General features: G+C 38.6%; 18 protein-coding genes, 1 tRNA gene and 1 pseudogene. 15 read left to right on the top strand and 5 right to left on the bottom strand.

What is annotated here, in order from left to right:
* The 6 genes from ACFIKD_RS05745 to ACFIKD_RS05720 form a co-directional block, all read left to right on the top strand.
* The coding region (locus ACFIKD_RS05745) for a hemagglutinin repeat-containing protein (RefSeq protein WP_375647458.1) at nt 1-6,176 on the top strand (6,176 nt) is incomplete at its 5' end.
* 68 nt (nt 6,177-6,244) lie between these two features.
* Nucleotides 6,245-7,297, top strand: coding sequence for a hypothetical protein (locus ACFIKD_RS05740; protein ID WP_375647456.1), 1,053 nt, complete (start codon nt 6,245-6,247; stop codon nt 7,295-7,297).
* Nucleotides 7,294-7,707 carry a hypothetical protein gene (locus ACFIKD_RS05735; RefSeq protein WP_375647455.1) on the top strand — a complete coding sequence of 138 codons (414 nt, stop codon included), beginning with the start codon at nt 7,294-7,296 and terminating at the stop codon, nt 7,705-7,707. The genes ACFIKD_RS05740 and ACFIKD_RS05735 overlap by 4 nt, the downstream gene beginning before the upstream one ends.
* 12 nt (nt 7,708-7,719) lie before the next feature.
* Entirely contained in the window at nt 7,720-8,463 is a 744-nt protein-coding gene (locus tag ACFIKD_RS05730) for a filamentous hemagglutinin (protein ID WP_375647454.1), read from the top strand.
* Nucleotides 8,464-8,483: 20 nt separating this feature from the next.
* A complete protein-coding gene (locus ACFIKD_RS05725; RefSeq protein WP_375647452.1) occupies nt 8,484-8,900 on the top strand; it encodes a hypothetical protein in 417 nt (138 codons plus the stop codon).
* 182 nt (nt 8,901-9,082) lie between these two features.
* Entirely contained in the window at nt 9,083-9,442 is a 360-nt protein-coding gene (locus tag ACFIKD_RS05720) for a hypothetical protein (RefSeq protein WP_208433114.1), read from the top strand.
* A 102-nt stretch (nt 9,443-9,544) separates the two neighbouring features.
* On the opposite strand, the gene ACFIKD_RS05715 is transcribed toward ACFIKD_RS05720, so the two are convergent.
* Nucleotides 9,545-9,745, bottom strand: coding sequence for a helix-turn-helix transcriptional regulator (locus ACFIKD_RS05715; protein ID WP_375647451.1), 201 nt, complete (start codon nt 9,743-9,745; stop codon nt 9,545-9,547).
* 207 nt (nt 9,746-9,952) lie between these two features.
* Nucleotides 9,953-11,119 (bottom strand): tyrosine-type recombinase/integrase, encoded by a 1,167-nt coding sequence (locus ACFIKD_RS05710; protein WP_375647450.1) that lies wholly within the window; start codon nt 11,117-11,119, stop codon nt 9,953-9,955.
* A gap of 682 nt (nt 11,120-11,801) precedes the next feature.
* Between ACFIKD_RS05710 and ACFIKD_RS05705 the strand changes: the two genes are divergently transcribed.
* A tRNA-Lys gene (locus ACFIKD_RS05705) sits at nt 11,802-11,877 on the top strand.
* Between the two features lie 90 nt (nt 11,878-11,967).
* Here the strand turns inward: ACFIKD_RS05705 and ACFIKD_RS05700 are convergent.
* Nucleotides 11,968-12,154 (bottom strand): annotated as a pseudogene (locus tag ACFIKD_RS05700) (integrase); the annotation flags it as partial.
* A gap of 285 nt (nt 12,155-12,439) precedes the next feature.
* Between ACFIKD_RS05700 and ACFIKD_RS05695 the strand changes: the two are divergent.
* From ACFIKD_RS05695 to ACFIKD_RS05660, 8 genes are all read left to right on the top strand, one after another.
* Entirely contained in the window at nt 12,440-13,339 is a 900-nt protein-coding gene (locus ACFIKD_RS05695; protein WP_375636090.1) for a septal ring lytic transglycosylase RlpA family protein, read from the top strand.
* 1,088 nt (nt 13,340-14,427) lie between these two features.
* Nucleotides 14,428-15,591: a D-alanyl-D-alanine carboxypeptidase family protein gene (locus ACFIKD_RS05690; RefSeq protein ID WP_375636091.1), complete on the top strand. Its 1,164-nt coding sequence runs from the start codon at nt 14,428-14,430 to the stop codon at nt 15,589-15,591.
* Between the two features lie 28 nt (nt 15,592-15,619).
* Entirely contained in the window at nt 15,620-16,264 is a 645-nt protein-coding gene (gene tmk, locus ACFIKD_RS05685) for a dTMP kinase (RefSeq protein ID WP_375644820.1), read from the top strand.
* Nucleotides 16,261-17,304 carry a DNA polymerase III subunit delta' gene (locus ACFIKD_RS05680; protein ID WP_375647449.1) on the top strand — a complete coding sequence of 348 codons (1,044 nt, stop codon included), beginning with the start codon at nt 16,261-16,263 and terminating at the stop codon, nt 17,302-17,304. The genes tmk and ACFIKD_RS05680 overlap by 4 nt, the downstream gene beginning before the upstream one ends.
* Nucleotides 17,305-17,388: 84 nt before the next feature.
* Complete coding sequence (gene metG, locus ACFIKD_RS05675; protein WP_015856397.1) at nt 17,389-18,948, top strand: methionine--tRNA ligase; 1,560 nt, start codon at nt 17,389-17,391, stop codon at nt 18,946-18,948.
* Nucleotides 18,938-19,711 (top strand): TatD family hydrolase, encoded by a 774-nt coding sequence (locus ACFIKD_RS05670; protein WP_375647448.1) that lies wholly within the window; start codon nt 18,938-18,940, stop codon nt 19,709-19,711. Before metG ends, ACFIKD_RS05670 begins: the two co-directional genes overlap by 11 nt.
* A 10-nt stretch (nt 19,712-19,721) precedes the next feature.
* Nucleotides 19,722-20,531, top strand: coding sequence for an MBL fold metallo-hydrolase (locus ACFIKD_RS05665; protein WP_273787963.1), 810 nt, complete (start codon nt 19,722-19,724; stop codon nt 20,529-20,531).
* Nucleotides 20,532-20,641: 110 nt separating this feature from the next.
* The gene (locus ACFIKD_RS05660) at nt 20,642-21,001 is read left to right on the top strand and encodes a hypothetical protein (RefSeq protein WP_375647447.1); all 360 of its coding nucleotides are present in this window, start codon (nt 20,642-20,644) and stop codon (nt 20,999-21,001) included.
* 343 nt (nt 21,002-21,344) lie between these two features.
* Here the strand turns inward: ACFIKD_RS05660 and ACFIKD_RS05655 are convergent, their stop codons facing one another.
* Nucleotides 21,345-21,758, bottom strand: coding sequence for a DUF6163 family protein (locus tag ACFIKD_RS05655; protein WP_375647445.1), 414 nt, complete (start codon nt 21,756-21,758; stop codon nt 21,345-21,347).
* Nucleotides 21,755-22,801 (bottom strand): enoyl-CoA hydratase/isomerase family protein, encoded by a 1,047-nt coding sequence (locus ACFIKD_RS05650; RefSeq protein ID WP_375647444.1) that lies wholly within the window; start codon nt 22,799-22,801, stop codon nt 21,755-21,757. The genes ACFIKD_RS05655 and ACFIKD_RS05650 overlap by 4 nt, the downstream gene beginning before the upstream one ends.
* Nucleotides 22,802-22,819: the final 18 nt, after the last annotated feature.

The raw sequence follows: 22,819 nt of genomic DNA, 5'->3' as shown, positions 1-22,819 counted from the left end.
TTTTAGCGGCACGAGATTTCGTGATCAAAACGGGGGAGCTTGGAAATAGCGGTCAATTAGCATCGGGGCAGGATTTAGTCTTTAGCGTGACGGGCAATGTGACCAACAACAAAACGGGCTTAATTTATGTGAAGGGCAATGGTGCTTTACAAGTTGATGGGACTTTGCTCAATGATTTTGGTGCCATAATGGCAGAGGGTGATTTATCTTTCACCAATGCAGATGGCAGCGGAAAAAGCCTTTCCCTTGTCAATAAAGCAGGCTTTATTCAAGCAGGTAGAAACTTAAATATCCAAACCAACACTCTAAAAAACAAAGCTGATAGCACGCCTGTCATCACGGAAAAAACGGAATATAGCGATATTTCTTTCCAAAAACCAAAGGATTCTGATCAACTCAGTGATGGGATGTTATATCAAGATGGTCCCAACCTTTGGGGAAAGGGGCACACTAAGGATGAACTTACTCCTGCACCTCTACCAAATTATGTACGGAATCATTATGTCTTTCATGAAGAAAAATTTGTATTTGATAAAAAGCTTTGGTCGAGCAAAGAAGAAACTTATGGTGCCGCAATTTCAAACGATGGAACAGTCTACAAGTCATTTACTTGGAAATATGACAAGACAAACAGTAATATAGAACGGTATCGATGGTATAACCGGTCACACATGACAGAGGAAATCGTCGCGCAAGGGTTTTCGCATAAACCTACCGTTCAGGGGATGATACAATCTCACGGCAATCTCATCATTAACGCTGATACCATTGACAACCATTATAGCATTATGAGAGCAGGGGGAAATGCCGATATCCACGCTGGTGTGCTGACCAATCTGGGTGCAACTGCTTATAAAAATACCTTTATGCATTGTAAAGCAGACACAGACAATTGTTATGGCTATAAAGCTGATGGAAGCCGCGATGTTTCTTTAGATATAGCCGATGGCGAATTTCGTCATATCCGCTCAGAATCTTTGGAGAGCGTTCCAGGTCTTGTCCAAGCGGGTGGCACTTTAAATCTGGTGGTTGATCAACTCCACAACACGGCAGTGAAAGGTTCGATTACAGGGGATGCGCATTTTGAAGCAAAAACCGTTGAAGGCAATCCACTGGAGGCATTAAGCGGTTTAACCGGGGCTGGCGCTCTCTTTACACCAAAAGTGGATCTCAATAATGCAGGGGAACTTTCTGAGGGGCTTCCTTTACCAAAACCCCAATCGGGTGGGGTTGGTGGCACGCTGCCCAATCAAAATTTCATTTATGAAACGCGGGCAGAATTCCTTGATGTCGGCAAGTTTTATGGCTCAGCCTATTATTTGAACAGAATTGGCTACAATCCTGATCGGGAGATTTTTTTCTTAGGCGATGCTTATTTCGAAAAGCAGCTGATTGAAAAACAAATGCGTGATCTTGTTGGTCAAGGTTTGGGCAAAGGCTCCTTTATTCCTGGAAGTGATGCCATTGAACAAGTCAAAACTTTGCTGGATGTGGGGGCAGAATATGCAAAAGCACACAATCTCCCCTTTGGTGAGGCTTTGAGTGAAGAACAATTGGCTTCTCTAGAAGCCCCGATGGTGATTTATGTGCGCCAACAGGTCAAGGGCATGGATGTTTACGCACCGGTGCTTTACATCCCTGAAAAAGACAGAGCCTCCTTTGTTTCTGCTGGGGCTTTGATCATGGGTGATGATGTCAATATCACCAGCCAAAATACAAGCAATTCAACGATAACCAATTCAGGGCGTATTGCGGCAAACCACCAATTGCATGTGCATGGTGGGGATATCCTCAGTCAAGGAGGGCATTTTGCGGCGGGTGGTGATGCTGTTTTACTTGCGGAGAAGAATATTCGTTTAGATGCAGGGCGCACAACGGTTGACGGCTTGGAGACAGTATTAAACACCGATGCGTTTTCTGCTGGTGGTAATGCAACGGTGATTGCCAAACAAGATATCACCGCCTCAGGGGTGGGGATCTCCACCGGGGGTGATCTTGCCATGGCCACAGAACAAGGCAACTTGACGATAGGTTCAGCAGAAACCCATTACCATGATGAACAGGGTGATGCCACCATGCATCATAAATCGGAAGTCAATTCTGGAGGTTCAACGACATTTTCCTCTGGAAAAGATCTCAATATTTTAGGCTCTGATGTTCAAGCAACGGATAATCTTTTCTTACAAGCTGAGAGGAATGTTTCGATTGATGCCACACGCAACAGTATGGACAATCAGAATGGGAGTGAAACCTCCCATATCGCTTTGCACAATGGCTCTCATTTAAGTTCTGGAAAAGATACCACTGTTTTATCGGGTGGCGATATCCATATTGCTGCTTCTGATATAGATGCCAAGGGCAATGTTGGACTTGGTGCCCAAGGGGAGATAGCGATAGGGGTGAGAAACGATGAGATGGAGTATCATCTTCAGGGCAAAAACACGAAAGTGGATATGCAAGCCTCTCATGCGGTTGGCTCTTCAATAAAATCGGGAGGTGATACCACTATCATTGCAGGGCAGGATGGAAAGCCGCATGATCTCACCATCACGGGAAGTCACGTTGCGGCTGATGGCAAGGTAGGGTTAAAAGCCAGCAACGATGTCCTGATCACCAATGCAGAGGATAGCTTACATTATGAGATGTCGTACCACAAAAAGGGGGGAGTATTTAGTAGCAGCAAATCTGAGCATAACAAGGTGGATGCCACCCAAGTTGTGGGATCAAGCATAACAGGGGGTGAAGGTGTTGCTGTTGAATCTGGAAAAGATACAACAATCATTGGGTCAGTTCTGCTTGCTGGCAAAGGAGAGAAAACAGCAGAAGATCAGAAACAAGCGGATATTTCTATTTATTCTGGTGGGAATGTTGTCATAAAAGGCGCTCAAGAACAGTTTGATCAACAAGCACAATCGTCTTCAAGTGGCTTTTTGCACAAGAAATCTTCCGATAAATCTGAATCGCACACCACAACGGTCTCCTCTTTTTTGGGTGCGACGGGCAACATTGACATAAACGCACAAAAAGAAGCCAAGATTTCTGCTTCTCATCTGCTTTCAGATCAAGACATCAATGTGACAGCAGAAAATGTAACGATTGATGGCATGACAGATCACCATAGCAGCCATTCAGAGACCCATGAAACAGGTTTTGGTGTGGGTTCAGGCAAGAACTTTGTGTCGATATACGGGAGTGAAGGAAAGACAGAAAATGAAGAGAGTTTTGAACATCAAGGCTCTTCTTTGAATGCGGATGGCACTATCAACATCACTGCCAAGAAAAAAGATGTGACAATTGTGGGCTCTGATCTTGCAGGGGAAAATGTTAATCTTACCGCAGCCCGTGATGTCAATGTGCTTGTTGGTCATAATAGCCATAAGTCAAATTCTGAAGAAAAGCGTTCAGGTTTTGGCATTCAGTTTGGAAAGAGCAGCAGCAGTGCTTCCGTGGGTGTTGGGGTTGAAAGCACGAAGGACACCGGCGATCAATGGGAAAAAACTTCCGTTCAATCGCACATCACAGCACGCAGAGATGTGCAGATTACCGCGGATCGTGATGTGAACATGCAAGCGGCAGATGTTTCGGCGGATCGTGATGTGAACATCGATGCTGGCAATAATATCACCCTATCAGAAAGCTATGATACCTCTAACGCAAAAGAAAAGCATGAAAAGTCTTTTGCTGGTGTTACAGGTTCTGTCAATGTTGGCATTCTTAGTACCATACAAGATATAAAGGATGCAGGAAATTTGGCTGGCTCTATCAAGGATGCTCTTGCCAATATGGCTGATGTTTCAGCCAGTGTGACAGTGGGCTTTAAGACAGAGAAAACAGAAGCATCTGTTCAGACATCTACTGCTGTGACAAATAGCATAGCAGGCGGGCGTTCTATTAATATGCATGCCCATAAAGGCAGCATCCATGGTGTTGGAGCTGATATTATCGCCGGCACCAATCCTGTTTATGCAAATGATGAGCAGAGCGGGAATATCACCTTGGAAGCAGGGCAACATATCACCTTTGAAAGTGCACAAAACACGCAAAGCACACAAAACAGCAGTGAAAGCGCTTCAATGAATATTGGGTATAGTTATGGTACCAGTGGCACAGGGTGGATGGGTAACGCCTCTTTTGGTAAAGGCAAGGGCTCCAGTGAGGAGGTTCAGCAAAAGAACAGCCATATTATAGGCACTGGCACTGTTCATACCAGCAGTGGAGAGGATACCACATTGGCAGGTGCCGTGATTTCTGCAAACCATGTAGAAATGGAGGTTGGTCGTGATTTGAACATTACCAGTCGCAGTGATACGGGTCAAACCTCCAGCAAGAAAAACTCTTTTTCTATTGGGTTTAATGATGGAAAAAAGAATGCTTCTTTGGGTGTTGGGGTTGAAAGCACGAAGGACACCGGCGATCAATGGGAAACAGCTTCCATTCAATCGCACATCACAGCACGCAGAGATGTGCAGATTACTGCGGATCGTGATGTGAACATGCAAGCGGCAGATGTTTCGGCGGATCGTGATGTGAACATCGATGCTGGCAATAATATCACCCTATCAGAAAGCTATGATACCTCTAACGCAAAAGAAAAGCATGAAAAGTCTTTTGCTGGTGTTACAGGTTCTGTCAATGTGGGTATTCTAGACACCATACAAGATATACTAGACACCATACAAGATATAAAGGATGCAGGAAAACGTTTTGGTCATGGGGATACAAAACACAAAATCGGCAATGGCATCATTCTTGGTCTAAAAGGCAAAGATCTCTATAACAAAGGCAAAGATCTCTATAATGGGATAAAGAGCGGATCAACAAAAGATTCCCTTCTCAAGATGGTGGATATTTCTACCAGTGTTACCGTAGGCTTTAAGACTGAAAAGAAAGAGAAGTCTTCTCAGACATCTACTGCTGTAACCAATAGCATAGAAGCTGGGCGTTCTGTCAATATGAAAGCCCACAAAGGCAGCATCCATGGTGTTGGAGCTGATATTATCGCTGACACCAATCCTGTTTATGCAAATGATCCGCAGAGCGGGAATATCAACTTGGAAGCAGGACAGCATATTACCTTTGAAAGTGCGCAAAACAAGAAAAGCACACAAAAACATAACCAAAGCGCTTCAATGAATATTGGAGCCAGTTATGGCACGGGTGGCGCAGGGGTAACAGGCAGTGCTACTTTTAGTCAAGGGGAAGGTTCCAGTGAACAGGTTCAACAAAAGAACAGCCATATTGTTGGTACAGGTACTGTTCATACCACGAGTGGGGCAAACACCACATTGGCAGGCGCCGTGGTTTCTGGAGAGCGTGTAGAAATGGAAGTAGGAGGTGATTTTACCGTTGTCAGCCGCAGTGATACGGGACAAAGTTCCAGCAAAAAAAACTCTGTTTCTGTTGGGGTTAAAGGCAATGGAAAGCCTGATGGTGCATCAATAAACGTCTCTTTCCAAAATGATCAATCCTCCAGCGATTATCACAGTGTTGTGGAACAATCAGGCATTAAAGCCCGGGATGACGGGTTTGAGATCACCGTTAAAGATAAAACAACGCTGACTGGAGGTATTATTGAAAGCACAGCCTTGGCAGAAAAAAACAGCCTGACCACAGGAAGCATCAGCACCAGTGATATTACCAACAGTGCGAGTGCCAAAGCCAGCAGTGATGGGATTAGCATTGCAGCGGGTGGTGCAATGGGCGAATACGACATCGCTAAAAACATTGCCAAAAATGTTTTAGATCATGCAGAACAACAGGATTCAAGGGAAGGATATACCAAATCTGCCATTAGCGATGGCACCATCGTCATTACTGATGAAGCAGGGCAGAAGGCATTGACAGGGCAAGATGTGGAACAAGCCACAGCTTCCCTTGACCGTAATACCGCTGAAGCTCATCAGGGTGTATCACAAATAGATGTCACTAAGCTGGAAAAAACAGCCGGTGAAGACCGTGAAATGGCAATCCAACTCTTAGAAGAAGGGTTTAAATACAGCGATAAAGCCTATAAAAAATATAGTGAAGAAGCCTCTAAAAAGCGCAATGATGTAGCCCCTAAAAAGCGTAATGCTGAAGCTCCTAAAAAGCGTAATGCTGAAGCCCCTAAAAAGCGCAATGATGTAGCCCCTAAAAAGCACAATGATGTAGCCCCTAAAAAGCACATGATGGAGTAGAAGGGGAAACCAAATCTACTATCAGTGATGGGACTATCATCCTTACTGATACAACTGGACAGAGGGCGATGGGGCAAGATGCTGGACAAATCATTGGCTCTCTCAACCGCAACACCGCTACAGCCCACCAGGCAGTAGGACAGCTCAATGTAGCACCGCTTGAGGGAGCCGTGCATAATCGCCTAGATATGATCAATGATTTGTCGGATGAAGGATTGGGATACTGGGACAAAGTGCGCGAAGTCGCAAATGTTAAAGAGCATCCAGTAGGTGAGATTGCGCATGATGAAAATGGCAATGTCCTCTATTTAACCGATGAAAATGGAGAACCTATAAAAGACAGCGATGGAGAATATATTACTCTGTATCACTTTTTAAATGCTGAAGATGAGCAGCATTTGCAAGAAGGTTCTGATGGCAACAGGCGTATGTTCTATAATGGTATTTTTAACACACCAGATGAAGCAGCCGGTAATGCTGTCCACTTAGCTGATAATGAACATGAACCCCTTTATTTTACATACCACCCACAAGCTAAAGACAGGCTCGTAGAATATGGGGTAGCGATTTATGAGTATTTTGGGAGATGGAGTAATTCGACCAAGAAGTTACAAGATTTTATCTATCGTTATGGCAATACAGGGGCGATTGTTAGTGCGCATAGCCGTGGTAGCTTAACAGTGGGCAATGGAATGCGTGACTTTGAACAGCATGGCATTCACGGTATAGCAGAAAAAACAGATATCTATCTTTTTGGACCCGCTGATAACTCTCTATCGATAGCGAATGCACTATATTATGTGAGTGATGGTAAAAAAGATCATATTTATTTACAAAACCATATATTCGATCCCATTGATACAGGATTTGGTCACAATCTACCTACTTTTTATAAGGCACCCTTGAGGTTCCCTTATGCAATATTTCCACCAGCAACTCCAATGATAGAGCAAATGCTAGCGTTACGCGGCTTTAAACCTAGCACCCATAGGTGTTATGGTAATGCGTCGGCAGCATGTAAACGTGATTATGGAACACATCATAATGATAATACAAAAATTTATGCACCTCATGCAATTTTGGATAATTTAGGTTTAGGTTATTTATGGAGAAAAAAATGAATACACTGTTTAAATTATTGAGTGGGATAGTTTTATTAAGTATAGCTGGATGTGACATTGAAAACATTGACAAACCTGCTCCAGGGTACGTGAATATGTGGGAGAAGACAGGAGCAGATTCTACTGAGGTAGGAAAAGCCTTATTAGAATGTGGAATGCCGAGTCTTATCGATCCTGGTTCAGAAAATAAAGAGGTAAACAATAATGGATGGGCAACAATTGATGCCTGTATGGTGCAAGCAGGATTCCACTATAAAGATAAATGGGGAGGAACTTGGTGTCAAAACTATAAAGCCGAAAACTTGCCCATTTGTCAGCCTGGTGCTGTCATCCCACAGAGAAGTGTCGAAAAGCGCTTAAACAGCCCGTTTTGTAAAAGGTATAAAAATGCATCTGAATGCAAGCCTTAAGTCTTTCTTGTAATGACCAACAATGCGCCATCCTTGCCTTTGCTTGGAATGGCGCGGTTGTTTTCTCACGCACATTATTTAACGGATGAAGAAAAGCAGCATTTGCAAGCTGGTTTTGATGGCAAGGTGCATGTGTCCCTCAATGGCATTTTTACACCACCCTATAAGGCTGCTGTTTATGCGGTTCAACATGCGAAGGATAAAAATGCACCGCTTTATTTTGTTGTGTTCCCAGAAGCCGATTCTGCTATCTCAGAACTTCTGGTCGCGGGCTATCAGAAGTTTATGGAAAATAACTTTTGGGGTTTGACCAATTCAACACAAGAAGCAAAAGATTTGATGTATAGCTATGGTCTTACAGGATTAGAACTTTATGGACATAGCCGTGGTACCATGACATTGGGGAATATGCTGAATTCTTTCAAACAAGAAGGTGTTCACGGTATAGCCAACGAAAACACGAATATCAATCTCTATGGACCAGCCTTTAATGTTTTAGTTGCATCCGGTCTGTTAGGTTATGTGAGTGACGGCAAACAAACCATTGTTGGCTTTGATGGGAATAGATACGACTTTGTCAGCAGAATTATTGGCGGCAATGGCTATACTTACGAGACAATACCTACTGGTAGTAACTGGTGGAAAGAATGGTGGAGAGTGATCATGAATCCCATAAGCTCCCATACTTGCCTTGGAGATGCGAGTGATAAGTGTACATGGCGCTATGGCACATCTCATCGTGAACAAAAACCTTGAATTAAATAATGGAGTAAAAAATGAAACAAACTCTAAAGCTATTAGGTGCTGTAACTTTATTAGGTATTGCAGGATGTCAGTTTAATAAAACTCCTGGAGGGTATTTGAGCGCGTGGGAGAAAAATGGTGTTACTAATTTTACAGAGGTAGGAAAAGCCTTGTTAGAATGTGGCATGCCAACGCCTTATGATGTCGATCCAGAAAACAGAAAGCAGAGCATTAATGCAAAAGCAACAATTTATGCTTGCATGCTTCAATCAGGGTTTCGCTATAAAGATGAAGAGGTAGCAAGAGCGGGAGGGCCATGTTATACTTTTAGAGCCGAAAACCTTCCGATTTGTCGTCCAGGTGCTGTCATACCACAGCGCAGTGTCAAGAAGCGTTTGAACAGCCCTTTTTGTAAAAAGTATAAAAATGCACCTGAATGCAAACCTTAAGTTTTGCTGTTTGTGATGATTAACAATCCGCCATCCTTGCCTCCACTTGGAATGACGGGATTGTTTCCTCAACTAACCATTTCAATATTGTTCACTGTTGTTTTCAGCAGCGGTGACAGGAAATATCAACAGGTTTATGAGCTCTGTTTTATCGTAAATAAATCCATTGAAAGAGGGGAAAAATGAAGAAAATCTTAAAACTGTTGAGTTGCATAGCTCTGTTAAGTATCACTGGATGTGTTAACTCAATTCCCTCACTTTCTCCAGCATTATGGAGAAATAAAATACTTTTAGAATGTGGAGTACCGGACCTTAATAAGGTTGTGGCGCTAGATTTGAATCAATTTGCCAGTATTGAAATGTGTATGGCGCAATCAGGTTTTCGTCCTAGCTTTACAATACAAGAATGGTGTGAAAACCATAAATCGGACAATCTTCCCATATGTCGTCCTGGTGCTGTCATGCCTCAGCGAAGTGTTGAGAGACGCTTAAATAGCCCTTATTGTAAAAAACATTCAGAACAACTTGAATGCAAACCTTAAGTCTTGCTTCAGCAGAGAAAGCCTTGAATTTACACCAAATAAAGCACCAGGTTGATGAGCTTGAGAAAGCCTTATCCGTCCTTACGTGACAAGGTTTTCTTTTTATGCTGCGTTGTTATAACGTTGCTGTTTTGCTTGCTCGATGACATTCAAAAGATCTGATTGTAACCAACGCGATAAAAAACCAAATTTTAAAGGTTTTGGCAAAGAGCCATTGGTAACATGACGGCGGAATGTTGAGACACTCATATGAAGCAATTTTGCACTTTCACGGTCTGTCAAAAGAATATCATTTTCTGTCATAATAATTTCCTTTCTATCAAAAAATGAGAACAAATCATAACTATTTATTAACCAGATTTTGGTTCATTTTTGAAGGTATTTTATTTATAGAAAACAATATTTTATCATATAATTTCTGATGTGATAATTTATGAATCTTATTGAGAAAGAATGAGAGAAAAGAGAGCTAAAGTTATCCACAGATCATGGGGTTATTCACCCCATATCTTAAGATTGACCCGTGACATATGCCGCCCATTTATCCATATAAACACGGCGCTGTTCTAGATAGTCAGTACGACGATAGGCACGCTCTACTTGCCCTCCTACTGTATGACTTAGAATGGTTTCAGCGACCTCATAGGGGGCATCGGTTGTTTCAGCAAGCCAATTGCGTAAACTAGAGCGAAATCCATGGGGGCATGCCTCAATTTTATTGTCTCTCATATATTGAGCCATACAATTTGCAGCGAGGGGACCCCGACCGGTTGCAGAAAAAAAGAAATCATTGCGAGAAAGCAAGCGTGCTTGTTTTAAGATTTCTAATGCTTCTGATGATAGAGGCACGCGAAACTCTTCTGTAGTATCACGTCGACCTTTCATATTTTCAGCAGGGATTGTCCAGATATCGCCATCAACTTGGTCTTTATGAATATGACACAAAGGGTTGGTACGAACGCCTGTCAGAATAAGCAAACGCAAAGCCAGTTGTGTTAAGGTTGATGCTTCGCAAAGTGTTTTATAAAAGGCAGGGACATCTCTCCAATCCATAGCTGGAAAATTTTGCGTTTTATGGCGTTGTTTACCTAAGAGCGCGCGTGCTTTTTCTGTTGCTTGTAAATCAACATCCAATCCTAAGGCTGCCGCATGTTTGAGACAAATATTAAGGCGGGTAAGAGCTTTATCAGCTGTTGCTGCTTTTGTATGCCAAATGGGAGCAAGTGTATTGCGTATCTCTGTTTGTGTAATCTCTGAAACGGGGAGGCAACCTAATTTGGGGAGAATATGGAGTTTTAAGGGTAAAAACCAACGCCCATCTTTACCATCTCCTTTTAGTTCAGCTTTACGGCTTTCAAAAGCATCCAACGCGATATCTTTTAAATAATGGAGATTGCTTATTGCTTCACGCTTTTGTTTATTGCGTTCTTTAATGGGGTCACGCCCCTCACGTAAAACAGAGCGCCATCCAGTTGCCAATTCACGGGCTTGTTTTAAAGAGACATGTCTTAAGGCACCCAAGCCCATTTCACGGCGCCGCCCATGAATGGTAAAACGGTAAATCCATTGAGCACCTCCATCTTTACGCTTATGAAGTAACAAGCCGGCACCATCATTATATTTGCCAGCCCCCAATGTTGCGACAGCCCTTGCATTAAGACGATTCATAAGAACCATTTTTACTCCTTTCTTGTACAATTTTTACCCACACATCAACCCCGCTTGTGATGTGCAAGTAAGTGGTTTTGATTGATTCAAGATAAACAGATTTGAAATGAGAGAATCCTACGTTATTCGGGGGTCTAATTCAATATGAACAGAGCTAGATTATCATTATAAATCAATATCTTGTATCGGTCAAAAAAATACTTTTTGTTGTTTCAATATAAAAAAGATTTGAAATGAGAGAAGCTTACAGTATTTGAGATCTCTCACTCAAGTGATGAAATGATAAATTATTATAAATCAATATGTTATCTTATAAATCTGTATTTATATTTGAAAATTGAAAACTAAAATATAAAGATATAAAAATAATATTATAGTAAAAGGTATTTTTTTCTCTATCCATTATGCTCAACAACCCATGTGAGGGAAGGGGGATAATTTCTTATAATTTTAGCGCTTCGAATCTATGCAATATTTTGCAATGAAATTGTTCCTTTATTGAAACTTCAAAAAGAAGATTAAAGAGTATCTATACAATGATGAAAAAAGGAGGGGAAAACGGAAAATTATTGATAACTGAAGAAAATAATAATATTTTTCTTCAAAAGGTGTTGACCAAATGAAAAGTCAACCGTATGTTCCCTTCACTTTCTGCAAATTAGATAGTCTACAAACTAGATAGCTTGTGTGAGAGCGCGTAGCTCAGCTGGTAGAGCAACTGACTTTTAATCAGTAGGTCCAGGGTTCGAATCCCTGCGCGCTCACCAACTTTAAATAATATCAATAGACTATGCAAAAATTTAAGAATCTTTCTCGTTTTGATTCTTTTTGAAGTTTTTCATTGATTCTATAATTAGTCATTTTCTATCAGATGTTTTGGAATAGAGCGATGCTATGCTGTCTCCTGTCCAAAAATAAAGAGCTTTAAGCTTACGATACGGTTGTACCTGCGTTGGCAGCAAATGTGGTTGCTCCTTTTCTCAATCCATAGATTGATTTTTTAATACCTACTGCATTACATGATTCGCAAAACAAGTTGCTAAAATCACCACTTATTCACAGTTTATATTATGAAATAACTTTTCTATAAGATGTTGATTTGTTTAATTTTCATTCTTTTAAACATCTACTATAGTACATTTATTTCTTACAAAAATCATAAAAAGGTTAACAATGTGTTAATTTCTTGATAAAAGGAGCCAATTCAAGGGTGGTATATGCGCGAGGGAAATCATTTAAAAACGTAAATTCTTCCGTCGCATATAAAAAGCGTGACAGCGTGACGTGGTTTTTACAGTAGTACTTAACAGAAATAAGTGGACTGAATAGATGCCTTCAAATAGAAAAAAGAAATTTACTTTTATTATTAAACCATCACTTCAATTGTTTTCTATGATCGTCATTTCTCAGTCACTGGTATCTTGTTGCGCAAGCCAAACTATGAATTTTTCAATAAAAGATTCCTATCATAATAAACCAATTGACGTAAACACTTCTGTACTACCTCAACACGTATCCAATAAGAAGAATCAATCGGAAGAAAAAAAGCGTGGACGAGTTGTTGTTGGTAAACCTTATCAAATAAAAGGAAAGTGGTATTATCCTCAAAATGATCCAACTTATAAACGTGTTGGCGAAGCATCATGGTATGGTTCAGATTTTCATGGGCGTTTAACTGCCAACGGTGAAATTTATGACATGAATCTTTTGACTGCTGCTCATCCTACAATGCCTTTACCGAGCTATGCTCGTGTTACTAATTTGAAAAATGGATCTTCAATCATTGTTAGAGTGAATGATCGCGGACCTTTTATGAAAGACAGAATCATTGATTTATCAAGGCAAGCTGCGGCAATACTGGGGTATGTAGATAGGGGGGTTGCAGATGTTAAGGTAGAATATATTGCTGAAGCACCCGTTGGCTATTATGATGGTGCATATTTAATGGCCTCTTATACTCCTGGAAATGCTGCCTCGTATTCATTAGCGTCAGAAAATGTTTCGAAAAAAAGAGAAACTGTTTTGTTAAAAGACAAGCGCAATACAGGAAACAAAGAAGGATTAGCTAAAGCAGCTGCTGTTGAACAGGAACAACGTAATAAAACTGTTGCAGTTAAATTGCCAGAAATTGGTCCTATCATGGTTGATAAGCCGATGCCATTCGATCAAGTTGCTTCTATAAATAAGCTAAACAAAAAAACAAAGGTCAATTGGCTACAACTGTTTTAAGAAAATATGCGTTGATTTTTTATCTATATAATTCTCTAGTAAAAAAGATAAGAACTTACGGATTTAGTGGAAGGTTTTCATCTTAAAGCGCGTTGTCCTTTTAAAAAAGCGTGGTTGGGTGCTATTATAAATTCAATACGTTCTTTCCGCTCCATTACTGGTCTATTCGTCGTTTTATGATATTTCTTGCTTTAATAAAGCGCGTACTTTTCTTGCTGTAATAGCTTTTGCTAGACGAGGGGAGATTATTGTATCAGTCTGTTTGTGTAATCTCCAAAGCAACTATACAATCAATTTGATAGGAATAAAAAGCTTGAAAAATATTTTCTTTTGATTCGGTTTTGCAGCTTTCCAAAAAGCATCCACGGTAATATCTTATGAAGAGATTATGCATTACTTCATGCTTTTGTTTATCATGTTCTTTAATGGAGTAAGTCCCCTCACGAGAAACAGAGCGTCTCAAACAAAATACACATACATTGCCAATTCACGTACTTATTTAAAAGGGAAATATTTCAACACGTTACAAGCCTATTTTACGATAGCGCCTATGAATGGTATGATTGGTAACGCCTTTAGACATCACTATCTTTACACTTATGAAGATATAAACCGACACCATCGTACACTTTGTAAGCCTCCAATGTTTTGTGCGATAATTTTTAACACTTGAGAGGTTGATAAGAGGTATTTTTATTCTCTTTTTTAATAATTTTTATCCATATACGAACTTTACTTATGACGCGTAAGTAAGCGAATTTTATTAAATTCAATATGAAAAGAAATATAACGAAGAAATCTTACAGCATTTTTAATAATATATAAGTTAAAATATTATAATTTTTATAATAAACAATGTACTATAAATATAAAACAAAAAATTTAAAAATATTTTTGTCTTTGTATACTTTAAAATATTAAACTAAACCTATGTAGAAGATAAAAAGTGCATCATATTACTTTTGATAACGTTGAATAAAAATAAAGTCTTTTCTTGAGTTGTCAATAATTCCTCAATTTGCGGAAATAAAAAAGTTTTTTCCTATATAAGATTCTTTATGTTGATCTTTGGGATGGGAGGAGAAGCTATGTATACAACATTAAGGATCTTATTGACTTTATGGGGGATATTGGCATTTGACACGTGGGGGAGAGCAGAAGGTTTTCAAATTTCTGCATCACAATTGTTGTTACTCGATGATGATACAGGGACAATACTTTATGAAAAACAAAGTGATATTCCTTTTTTTCCTGCTTCATTAGCAAAATTGATGACAGTGGAAGTCGTATTTCATCACTTAAAGGAGGGAATGTTAAAGAGTACGCAGAAATTCAAGGTCAGTGAAAATGCTTGGCGTAAAGGTGGAGCACCTTCCGGTACAACCACTATGTTTGCAAAGATAAAGACAGAAATCAGTGTTTCTGATCTTTTACGTGGTTTAATTATTATGAATGGAAATGATGCTGCTATTATTCTTGCTGAAGGAATATCTGGACATGAGGCTCATTTTGCAAAACTGATGAATCAGCGCGCGAAAATAGTCGGATTATCTCAGAGTCATTTTGTTAACGCAACAGGGCTACCCGAAGATGGACAATTTGTAACCGTGCGTGATATGATTATATTAGCACGTCATATTGTTCAGGAATATCCGGATTATTATGCACTTTATCGTGAGCCTCATTTTACGTGGAATAATATTTTTCAACGTAATAAAAATCCTCTTATTTCTAAGGAAATTGGTGTAGAAGGATTTGGTTTTGGCTACAGCGAAAAAGAAGGTTTTTCAATGGTTGCCACCATTTCTAAAAATCATCGACGTCTTTTTTTAGCAATCAATGGTTTGCAAGATGGTAAAAAATATACAAAAGAAATAGAACGCATTCTTCAATGGGGAATGACAGCATTTGATCTCAAAACGATTTTCATAAAAGAAGAAACGGTTGGTCGTGCTTCTGTTTATGGTGGTACGCAAAATTTTGTTCCACTCATTGTTAAAAAACCAATAAGTTTTATGCTTTCGAATGAAAAAAAAGTAAATGTTAAAGCAAAAATTAAATATCATGGTCCATTGAAAGCTCCTATCGTTTCTGGACAATCAGTTGGCGTTATTCAAATTTTAGAAGATAAAAAGGTTCTTCTGGAAAAACCAGTTTTTGCCGGAATGAATGTTCAGGAAGGAAGTTTCTTTGCAAAAGTAAAAAATGCATTCTATGAAATAACAATTGGATGGTTACGGAAATATTTGTAGTTACGTGCTAATAAGGTTAAGGTCATACGTGTCAGGTTATTTTATTACATTCGAAGGAGGGGACGGGGTAGGAAAAACGGTGCAGATTTCTTTACTTGCTGAGTCTCTCTCACACCAAGGTTATGATGTTGTCACAACACGAGAACCAGGGGGAACGCTAGGAGCAGAAGCAATCCGGCATATTTTATTGTCAGGGCAGGCGCAACATTATGGACCGTTGATTGAAGCTGTTTTGTTTACAGCCGCACGTGTCGACCATGTTACCGAGGTTATCGCGCCTTCTTTGCAAAAAGGTAAAATCGTTTTATGTGACCGCTTTATTGATTCTACACGCGTTTATCAAGGACTCAATGATACAGTCAGTTCTTCTCTTCTTGCTGTTTTAGAGTGTATTGCACTCAATGGTATCTTGCCCCATTTAACATTTTTATTAGATATGCCAGCAATGTGTGGTATGAAACGTGCAAATTTACGAAGAAAAGAAACAGAAGAAATTGATTATTTTGAAAAAGATCAGTTGGAAATTCAAGAACAAAGGCGTCAAGCTTTTCTTCAATTGGCCAAACAGGAACCCCATAGATTTCGAGTCATTGATGCTACTGGCTCAGTGGAAGCGGTTGCACATCAAATAAAAAATATTTGTCATCAGGTATTGTTGGATAAGCTTTCATGAGTAATGTAAATATCTTACGCCAATATGATGATATTGATACAATTTTATCACCATCCCAGAATGATGTTGTCTTTGGTCATGAGGATGTTCGTCATTTTTTGACACAAATGCTTAAAGAAGAGCGTTTGCATCATGCATTGTTATTTGAAGGAGAATATGGGATTGGAAAAGCTACATTAGCCTTTCATCTTGCTTGGAACATTTTAAGTTCTCAACAGGAGGCTTTCTTGAAACCCGATCCTTATTCTACTCCATGGCGCCAAATTACACAAGGAAGTCACCCTGGTCTTTTGTATATTTCACGTCGATTTGATGTAAAAACGCAAAAGTTTAAAACAGGAATACTCGTTGATGATGTCCGTGATATTATGCATTTTTTAAGCCGAACATCGCAAGATGATGGATGGCGTATTGTTATTATTGATTCTGCAGATGATATGAATAGAAATGCAGCAAATGCAATTCTCAAAATGCTTGAAGAACCACCTTCAAAAACGTTATTTGTTATTATCGCGCATTCTTCAGGAAAATTGCTTCCAACAATCCACTCACGGTGTCAAAAAATTTCTTTTCGTCCGTTAAATAACGATGAAATGAAAAAAGTTATTATACATATTTTCGCCAATCAGAACTTACCTGATGAGAAAACAATTGAAATAATTATTAAAAAATCTAAAGGAAGTCCTCGAAAAGCTGCTTTACTTATCTGCCATGACGGTCTTGAAATTATTAAAACAATTGATGCTCTCTTAGAGAAACCTGTTTGTAACGCAACGATTGTACATACTCTTGCACAAACATTTTCATCTGTTTCTTCTACATTCCAATTTCAACAATTTTGTGATGAAATTCTTAATAAAATTCAAAAAAAAGCTATCATGCTCGTTGAAAAGGGTGACTTATTTCTCTCAAAAAAATATGCGGAAAAATGGCAAGAGATTCATCAAGAAATAGAGGAAATACAACTGTTTAATCTCGATAAAAAGCAGTTTGTTATTAACTTACTTTTTAAAGTTCATAAGATCATTCATGAGGATTAGTTTTTCCGTGACAATACGATGAACAGACGTTATGTCATTATATCTTTATATCTTTTATTTATAGCGTTTTACAACGAGTATGACATGCGTGACACATATTACATAACAACTCCCATTTTTTATCCTAATGGTGCCCCACATATTGGACATGCCTATAGTGCAATTGCAAGCGATGTCTTAGCCCGCTTTCAACGATTAAACGGAAAAAATGTATTTTTTCTTTCTGGTACAGATGAGCATGGTCTAAAGATGCAACAAACCGCAGCAGCATTAGGTATGACACCTCAGCAACTTGCAGATCGTAATAGTGCTGTGTTTCAAAAAATGCTTGCAGTATTAAATTGTTCTAACGATGATTTTATTCGTACGACAGAAGAACGCCATTACCAAGCTTGTCAAGAAATTTGGAAAAAGATGGAAGCAAATGGCGATATTTATCTCGGTCGTTATACGGGGTGGTATTCGGTTCGCCAAGAAGCCTATTATGAAGAAAAAGATACGGAAATTGGACCAGACAACATCCGCCGTGAGAAAGAATTAGGCTCTCCAGTTGAATGGAATGAAGAAGAAAGTTATTTTTTTAGACTTTCTCATTATGAAAAGGCTCTTCTTGAATATTATGAAAAACATCCTGATTTTATTGCTCCACTTGAGCGGCGTAATGAAATTATAAGTTTTATAAAATCAGGTTTAAAAGATATCTCTATTTCACGCGCAAGTTTTAACTGGGGCATTGCTGTTCCTGAGAATCCAAAGCATGTGATGTATGTCTGGGTTGATGCGCTTACAAATTATCTATCAGCAATTGGTTTTTTCAATGAAAATTCAAAAAAACGTGATTTTTGGCCTGCAAATACGCATATTATTGGTAAGGATATTATTCGTTTTCATGCAGTTTATTGGCCGGCATTTTTAATGTCTGCTGGAATTGAATTGCCTAAAAATATTTTTGCACATGGTTTTTTACTTAATCGTGGTGCAAAAATGTCAAAATCTATTGGAAATGTCGTTGATCCTTTTGAAATGGTTGATCATTATGGTCTTGATCAGGTCCGTTATTTCCTTCTCCGTGAAGTACCATTCGGACAAGATGGTAGTTATAGCCATGAAAGCCTTGTGAACCGTATTAATGCTGATCTTGCTAATGATCTTGGTAATTTAGCACAGCGCTGTTTGTCTATGATTGCCAAAAATTGTAATGCACAAGTCCCGAGACCAACTTCATTTTTAGCTCAAGATAAACAGCTTTTAGAACAATCTCTTCAAGTACTTGAAACTGTACATCAAGCTATGTCTTCTTATAGTATGCATTTAGCACTTTCAGCTATTTTTTCAATTGTAGCAGATGCCAATCGCTATTTTGCCAACGAACAACCTTGGAGTTTACGTAAAAATGACCAAGAGCGATTTTCTACAGTTCTTTATATCACTGTAGAAATCTTGCGGAGAATAGGAATTATGCTTTTACCTTTCATACCCCAATCAGCAGCGAAACTTCTTGATAGCCTTGCGGTTGCTGAAGATGATCGGTTATTGTATCATATAAGTCACTCAAAAATTCAAGAAGGGCTTGATCTTCCACCACCAGAACCGATTTTTCCTCGTTATATCTTGAAGAAAGAAGATACTTATCATGTTGATTGATACACATTGTCATCTTGATTTTGAAGATTTTTCACAAGATTTGGATAATGTTATCCAACGGGCTTTAGATGCTGACGTTAAACGTATGATAACAATTTCAACCCATGTTCATAAGTTAGATAAGCTGTTAGCCATTGCGCAAAGCTATGATCAAGTCTTTTGTTCTGTTGGAGCACACCCCAATCATGCGCATGAAGAACAAAATATTACAGCGGAAGAGCTTATACAGCTCTCGAATCACCCTAAAATTGTTGCGTTTGGGGAAGGGGGGCTTGATTATCATTATGATTATTCTACACCAGAAGAGCAAAAAAAAGTTTTTCAAGAACATATCATTGCTTCTCGAGAAACACAGATTCCTCTTGTTATACATTCACGCAATGCCGATCTCGATATGGAGACAATATTACGTGAACAGATAAAAGAAGGAGCTTTCCCCTTTATCCTTCATTGTTATTCGTCTGGAATGCAACTTGCTCGTGCTGGAATCGAACTTGGTGGTTATATTTCTTTTTCAGGTATTCTCACTTTTAAAAATGCACTTGAAATCCGTGAAATAGCAAAAATTGTGCCCCATGAGCATTTGTTAGTGGAAACAGATGCTCCATTCTTAGCACCTAGTCCCCATCGGGGAAAAACAAATGAACCGTCTTTTGTATGCTATACAGCAGCTGTTTTGGCTGAAACAATTGGCTTAAGTATTGAAGAAACAGCTCAAATAACAACGCGTAACGCTTTTCGTTTATTTAGTAAAATGAAATAAGGCAAAAGATATGTGTGATCAATACCGATTTACAATATTAGGTTGTGGTCCTTCTCCAGGAGTGCCTCGACCCAATGGTGATTGGGGAACATGTGATCCGAATAACCCTAAAAATAAACGCTACAGAAGTTCTTTATTAGTTGAACGTATTAAACCTTCAGGAGACAAAACAACAATCGTTATTGATACAGGTCCAGATTTTCGCTCACAAATGATTGATGCGCGTGTAAGCCATCTTGATGCTGCTCTTTACACACATTCTCATGCAGACCATATCCACGGTATTGATGATTTACGCAGCTATGCACTTGCACAAAAATGTCTAATAGATATCTATGCCGACAGATTTACACTAGAGCATCTCAAAAGTGCTTTCGGATATTGTTTTCAAACACCAAAAGCTTCATCTTATTCTCCCATTTTAAAAGAGCATCTTATCAATGAAGATAGCCAATTTATTATTCAGGGGCAGGGCGGAGCAATAAGCGTCAATACACATTTACAACACCACGGAAACATTCATTCCTTAGGTTTTCGGATTGGGAATGTTGCCTATTGTACGGATGTTAGTGAATTTCCTGAAAAAACTTTATCCAAATTAATGGGTTTGGATGTTCTCATCATTGAAGCTCTTCAATTTAAATCCCATCCGAGTCATTTTTCTGTTGATCAAGCATTACAATGGATAGAATATTTAAAGCCAAAACAAGCAATACTCACACATATGGACAGATCGCTGGATTACAATAAGGTTATAAATTATGTCCCATCCTATGTAAAACCTGCATATCAAGGTCTTACTTTTGAAACAGATACGTAAGCTTATTATGTGCAATATTTTAAGTTAAATAAAATACTTTTAGATTTATCCTTTATTTTATTTCAATTTTGACATATTTAGTGCTTTTTTATGTCAAAAATGAGGCTTTTATGTATAAGAATTTTAAGCGGGGTGTATGTATTGTGGTTTTAGCGGTTTCCTTGACAGCATGTGGAGGGCGTTTAGAAAAAAACATTTCAACGACAACAATACATGACGGATCAATGAGTTGTGCCGATATTCAACGGGAGTTTTTTGCTAATAAACGTCAGATTAATGATACAATTGCAGAGCGTTCTAAAGCAAGAAATAAAAACGTGGCCTTAGCAGCAGCAGGTGTTGTATTTGTACCTGCTTTGTTTTTTATGGATGTAAAATCAAGTGAAAGTAATGAAATTTCAGCTTTAAATAATCGTAATGCTGTTTTGAGTGATCTTGCACGTATAAAACGTTGTAAAATAGTACAGTAATTTTTATTATTTATACGACGTAATTTCATTTTTGGTCTTTGAGGAATATCCTTAAAGACCAAATATTTTAATGTGTTATTCAATTACCATAGTTTTGTTTTAAAAGTGAGTTGTACGATTACAAATGTGATTTATGTTTTAAAAAAGTAGGGTTTGCTTTATTTTTCTGTATCGTATTATCGCATAATATATATTATGGAACTTTATGGGGGGAGTATATCTAGCATTAGCACTTTGAGGAACGTATGTTTGAAAACTGTGGTGAGCTACTTTTAAAAACTTGATGACCTTTGAAGTTGTATGATTGAAAATCGAGCCTGTTATTCTGGCTCGAAAATTTCAATCACGATGTTTTTTTATTTTTTACTCTTTTAAAAAAAATCATCACAATTTGTAGTATTATGAAAGCTAAAAACAATATTCCATGAAATAACGGTACAAATGGCTGATAAATAAAATCAGAATAATATATTGTTATTGCTTCAATCAATGTTGCAATACACCACACAATGATACCCCATAATGAATACATCCAAAGTCCAACTAAGGCAATAGGATAGAGAATAGCCAATATAGCTGATGCAACTTGCCACTGCCAAGGCATAAGATCAAAACGCCATAGAATACCTGGAAAAACACCAACAAGGCGTATCCAATAACAAATACCTAGGACTAAGCAAATGAGTGCCAAAAACCGTAAATAACAGTTATAGATTAAATTGATTTTTGAAATCCGTTTGTGTGAATTATTTTTCACAATAATAACTCTTGCTCAACAGGTTGGAAGTAAGAATCTACCATTTCACCTGTCACATTTGAAAGTTTATCTGGCTGCCATTGAGGTCTTTTATCCTTATCGATTAACATAGCACGTATACCTTCATGAAAATCATGTGAATTAATCATATGATGTGCAATACGGTTTTCAATTTTCATACAATCTTCCAACGTTTGAGATGAATTTTGTTTCATTTGTTTCCAGATAACTTTTAAACTTATCGGAGAACGTGACTGCAAAATATCATAACATTCTTTAGCAAATAAAATACCTTCATTACTTTTTTTATGTAGCAACTCAAGACATTCTTCTAAGGTATGGGCACTAAAACAAGTGTTAATAATACAACGTGTTTCATGACTCGTTTCATAGTCTTTTGTAATTGCTCGCTCGTTTAAAGCTAAAGTAGGATCTCCTTGCTCAATAATAGCTTTTCTAATCATATCGAATTCAATTTCAGCAACGGCGTGTGTTGCTAATCCTAAATTTAAGCAATCTCCCCACTTTATGCGTGCGCCCGTTAATGCAAGATAGATGCCAAAATGATTGGGAAGAGATGGTAAGAAAAAACTTGCACCTACATCTGGAAAAAATCCAATTGCACCTTCTGGCATAGCAAAAACTGTATTTTCTGTAACAATTCGATGCGAACCATAGAGAGAAATACCTACCCCTCCTCCCATCCAAATACCGTTTAAGAAAGAAATGTAGGGCTTTGAAAAATGTTTAATATAAGCATTTAAACTATATTCATCACTAAAGTATTGACAAGCAGAGGCACTTTTCCCCATATGGTAGATTTCTACAACATCTCCACCAGCACAAAAAGCACGCCCCTCCCCTTCAATTAAAACACAAGAAACATTATCATCTATTTCCCATGTCCTGAGAGCTTTTTTTAAAGCTGAAACCATTCGTTGATTCAGAGCGTTTAATGCTGAAGGGCGTGTGAGCTTTATAATACCAGCACGCCCTTCTTTCGTAAAAGAAATATCATCATCTGCTCCAAAATCAATTTGCATCTTACACCCTTCTTAAAA

Source organism: Bartonella sp. CR84HXZ, from assembly GCF_042194535.1.
Lineage (GTDB): Bacteria > Pseudomonadota > Alphaproteobacteria > Rhizobiales > Rhizobiaceae > Bartonella > Bartonella grahamii.
Note: the sequence above shows the minus strand (reverse complement) of the source record. Positions and strands in the feature narration are given on the sequence as shown.

Coding starts and splice junctions, on each gene's coding strand:
- ACFIKD_RS05730 (WP_375647454.1), top strand. CDS start 7,720: ATGACCAACAATGCGCCATCCTTGCCTTTGCTTGGAATGGCGCGGTTG.
- ACFIKD_RS05725 (WP_375647452.1), top strand. CDS start 8,484: ATGAAACAAACTCTAAAGCTATTAGGTGCTGTAACTTTATTAGGTATT.
- ACFIKD_RS05735 (WP_375647455.1), top strand. CDS start 7,294: ATGAATACACTGTTTAAATTATTGAGTGGGATAGTTTTATTAAGTATA.
- ACFIKD_RS05740 (WP_375647456.1), top strand. CDS start 6,245: ATGGGGCAAGATGCTGGACAAATCATTGGCTCTCTCAACCGCAACACC.
- ACFIKD_RS05680 (WP_375647449.1), top strand. CDS start 16,261: ATGAGTAATGTAAATATCTTACGCCAATATGATGATATTGATACAATT.
- ACFIKD_RS05710 (WP_375647450.1), bottom strand. CDS start 11,119: ATGGTTCTTATGAATCGTCTTAATGCAAGGGCTGTCGCAACATTGGGG.
- ACFIKD_RS05660 (WP_375647447.1), top strand. CDS start 20,642: ATGTATAAGAATTTTAAGCGGGGTGTATGTATTGTGGTTTTAGCGGTT.
- ACFIKD_RS05690 (WP_375636091.1), top strand. CDS start 14,428: ATGTATACAACATTAAGGATCTTATTGACTTTATGGGGGATATTGGCA.
- ACFIKD_RS05720 (WP_208433114.1), top strand. CDS start 9,083: ATGAAGAAAATCTTAAAACTGTTGAGTTGCATAGCTCTGTTAAGTATC.
- ACFIKD_RS05670 (WP_375647448.1), top strand. CDS start 18,938: ATGTTGATTGATACACATTGTCATCTTGATTTTGAAGATTTTTCACAA.
- ACFIKD_RS05650 (WP_375647444.1), bottom strand. CDS start 22,801: ATGCAAATTGATTTTGGAGCAGATGATGATATTTCTTTTACGAAAGAA.
- ACFIKD_RS05665 (WP_273787963.1), top strand. CDS start 19,722: ATGTGTGATCAATACCGATTTACAATATTAGGTTGTGGTCCTTCTCCA.
- ACFIKD_RS05715 (WP_375647451.1), bottom strand. CDS start 9,745: ATGACAGAAAATGATATTCTTTTGACAGACCGTGAAAGTGCAAAATTG.
- metG (WP_015856397.1), top strand. CDS start 17,389: ATGCGTGACACATATTACATAACAACTCCCATTTTTTATCCTAATGGT.
- ACFIKD_RS05695 (WP_375636090.1), top strand. CDS start 12,440: ATGCCTTCAAATAGAAAAAAGAAATTTACTTTTATTATTAAACCATCA.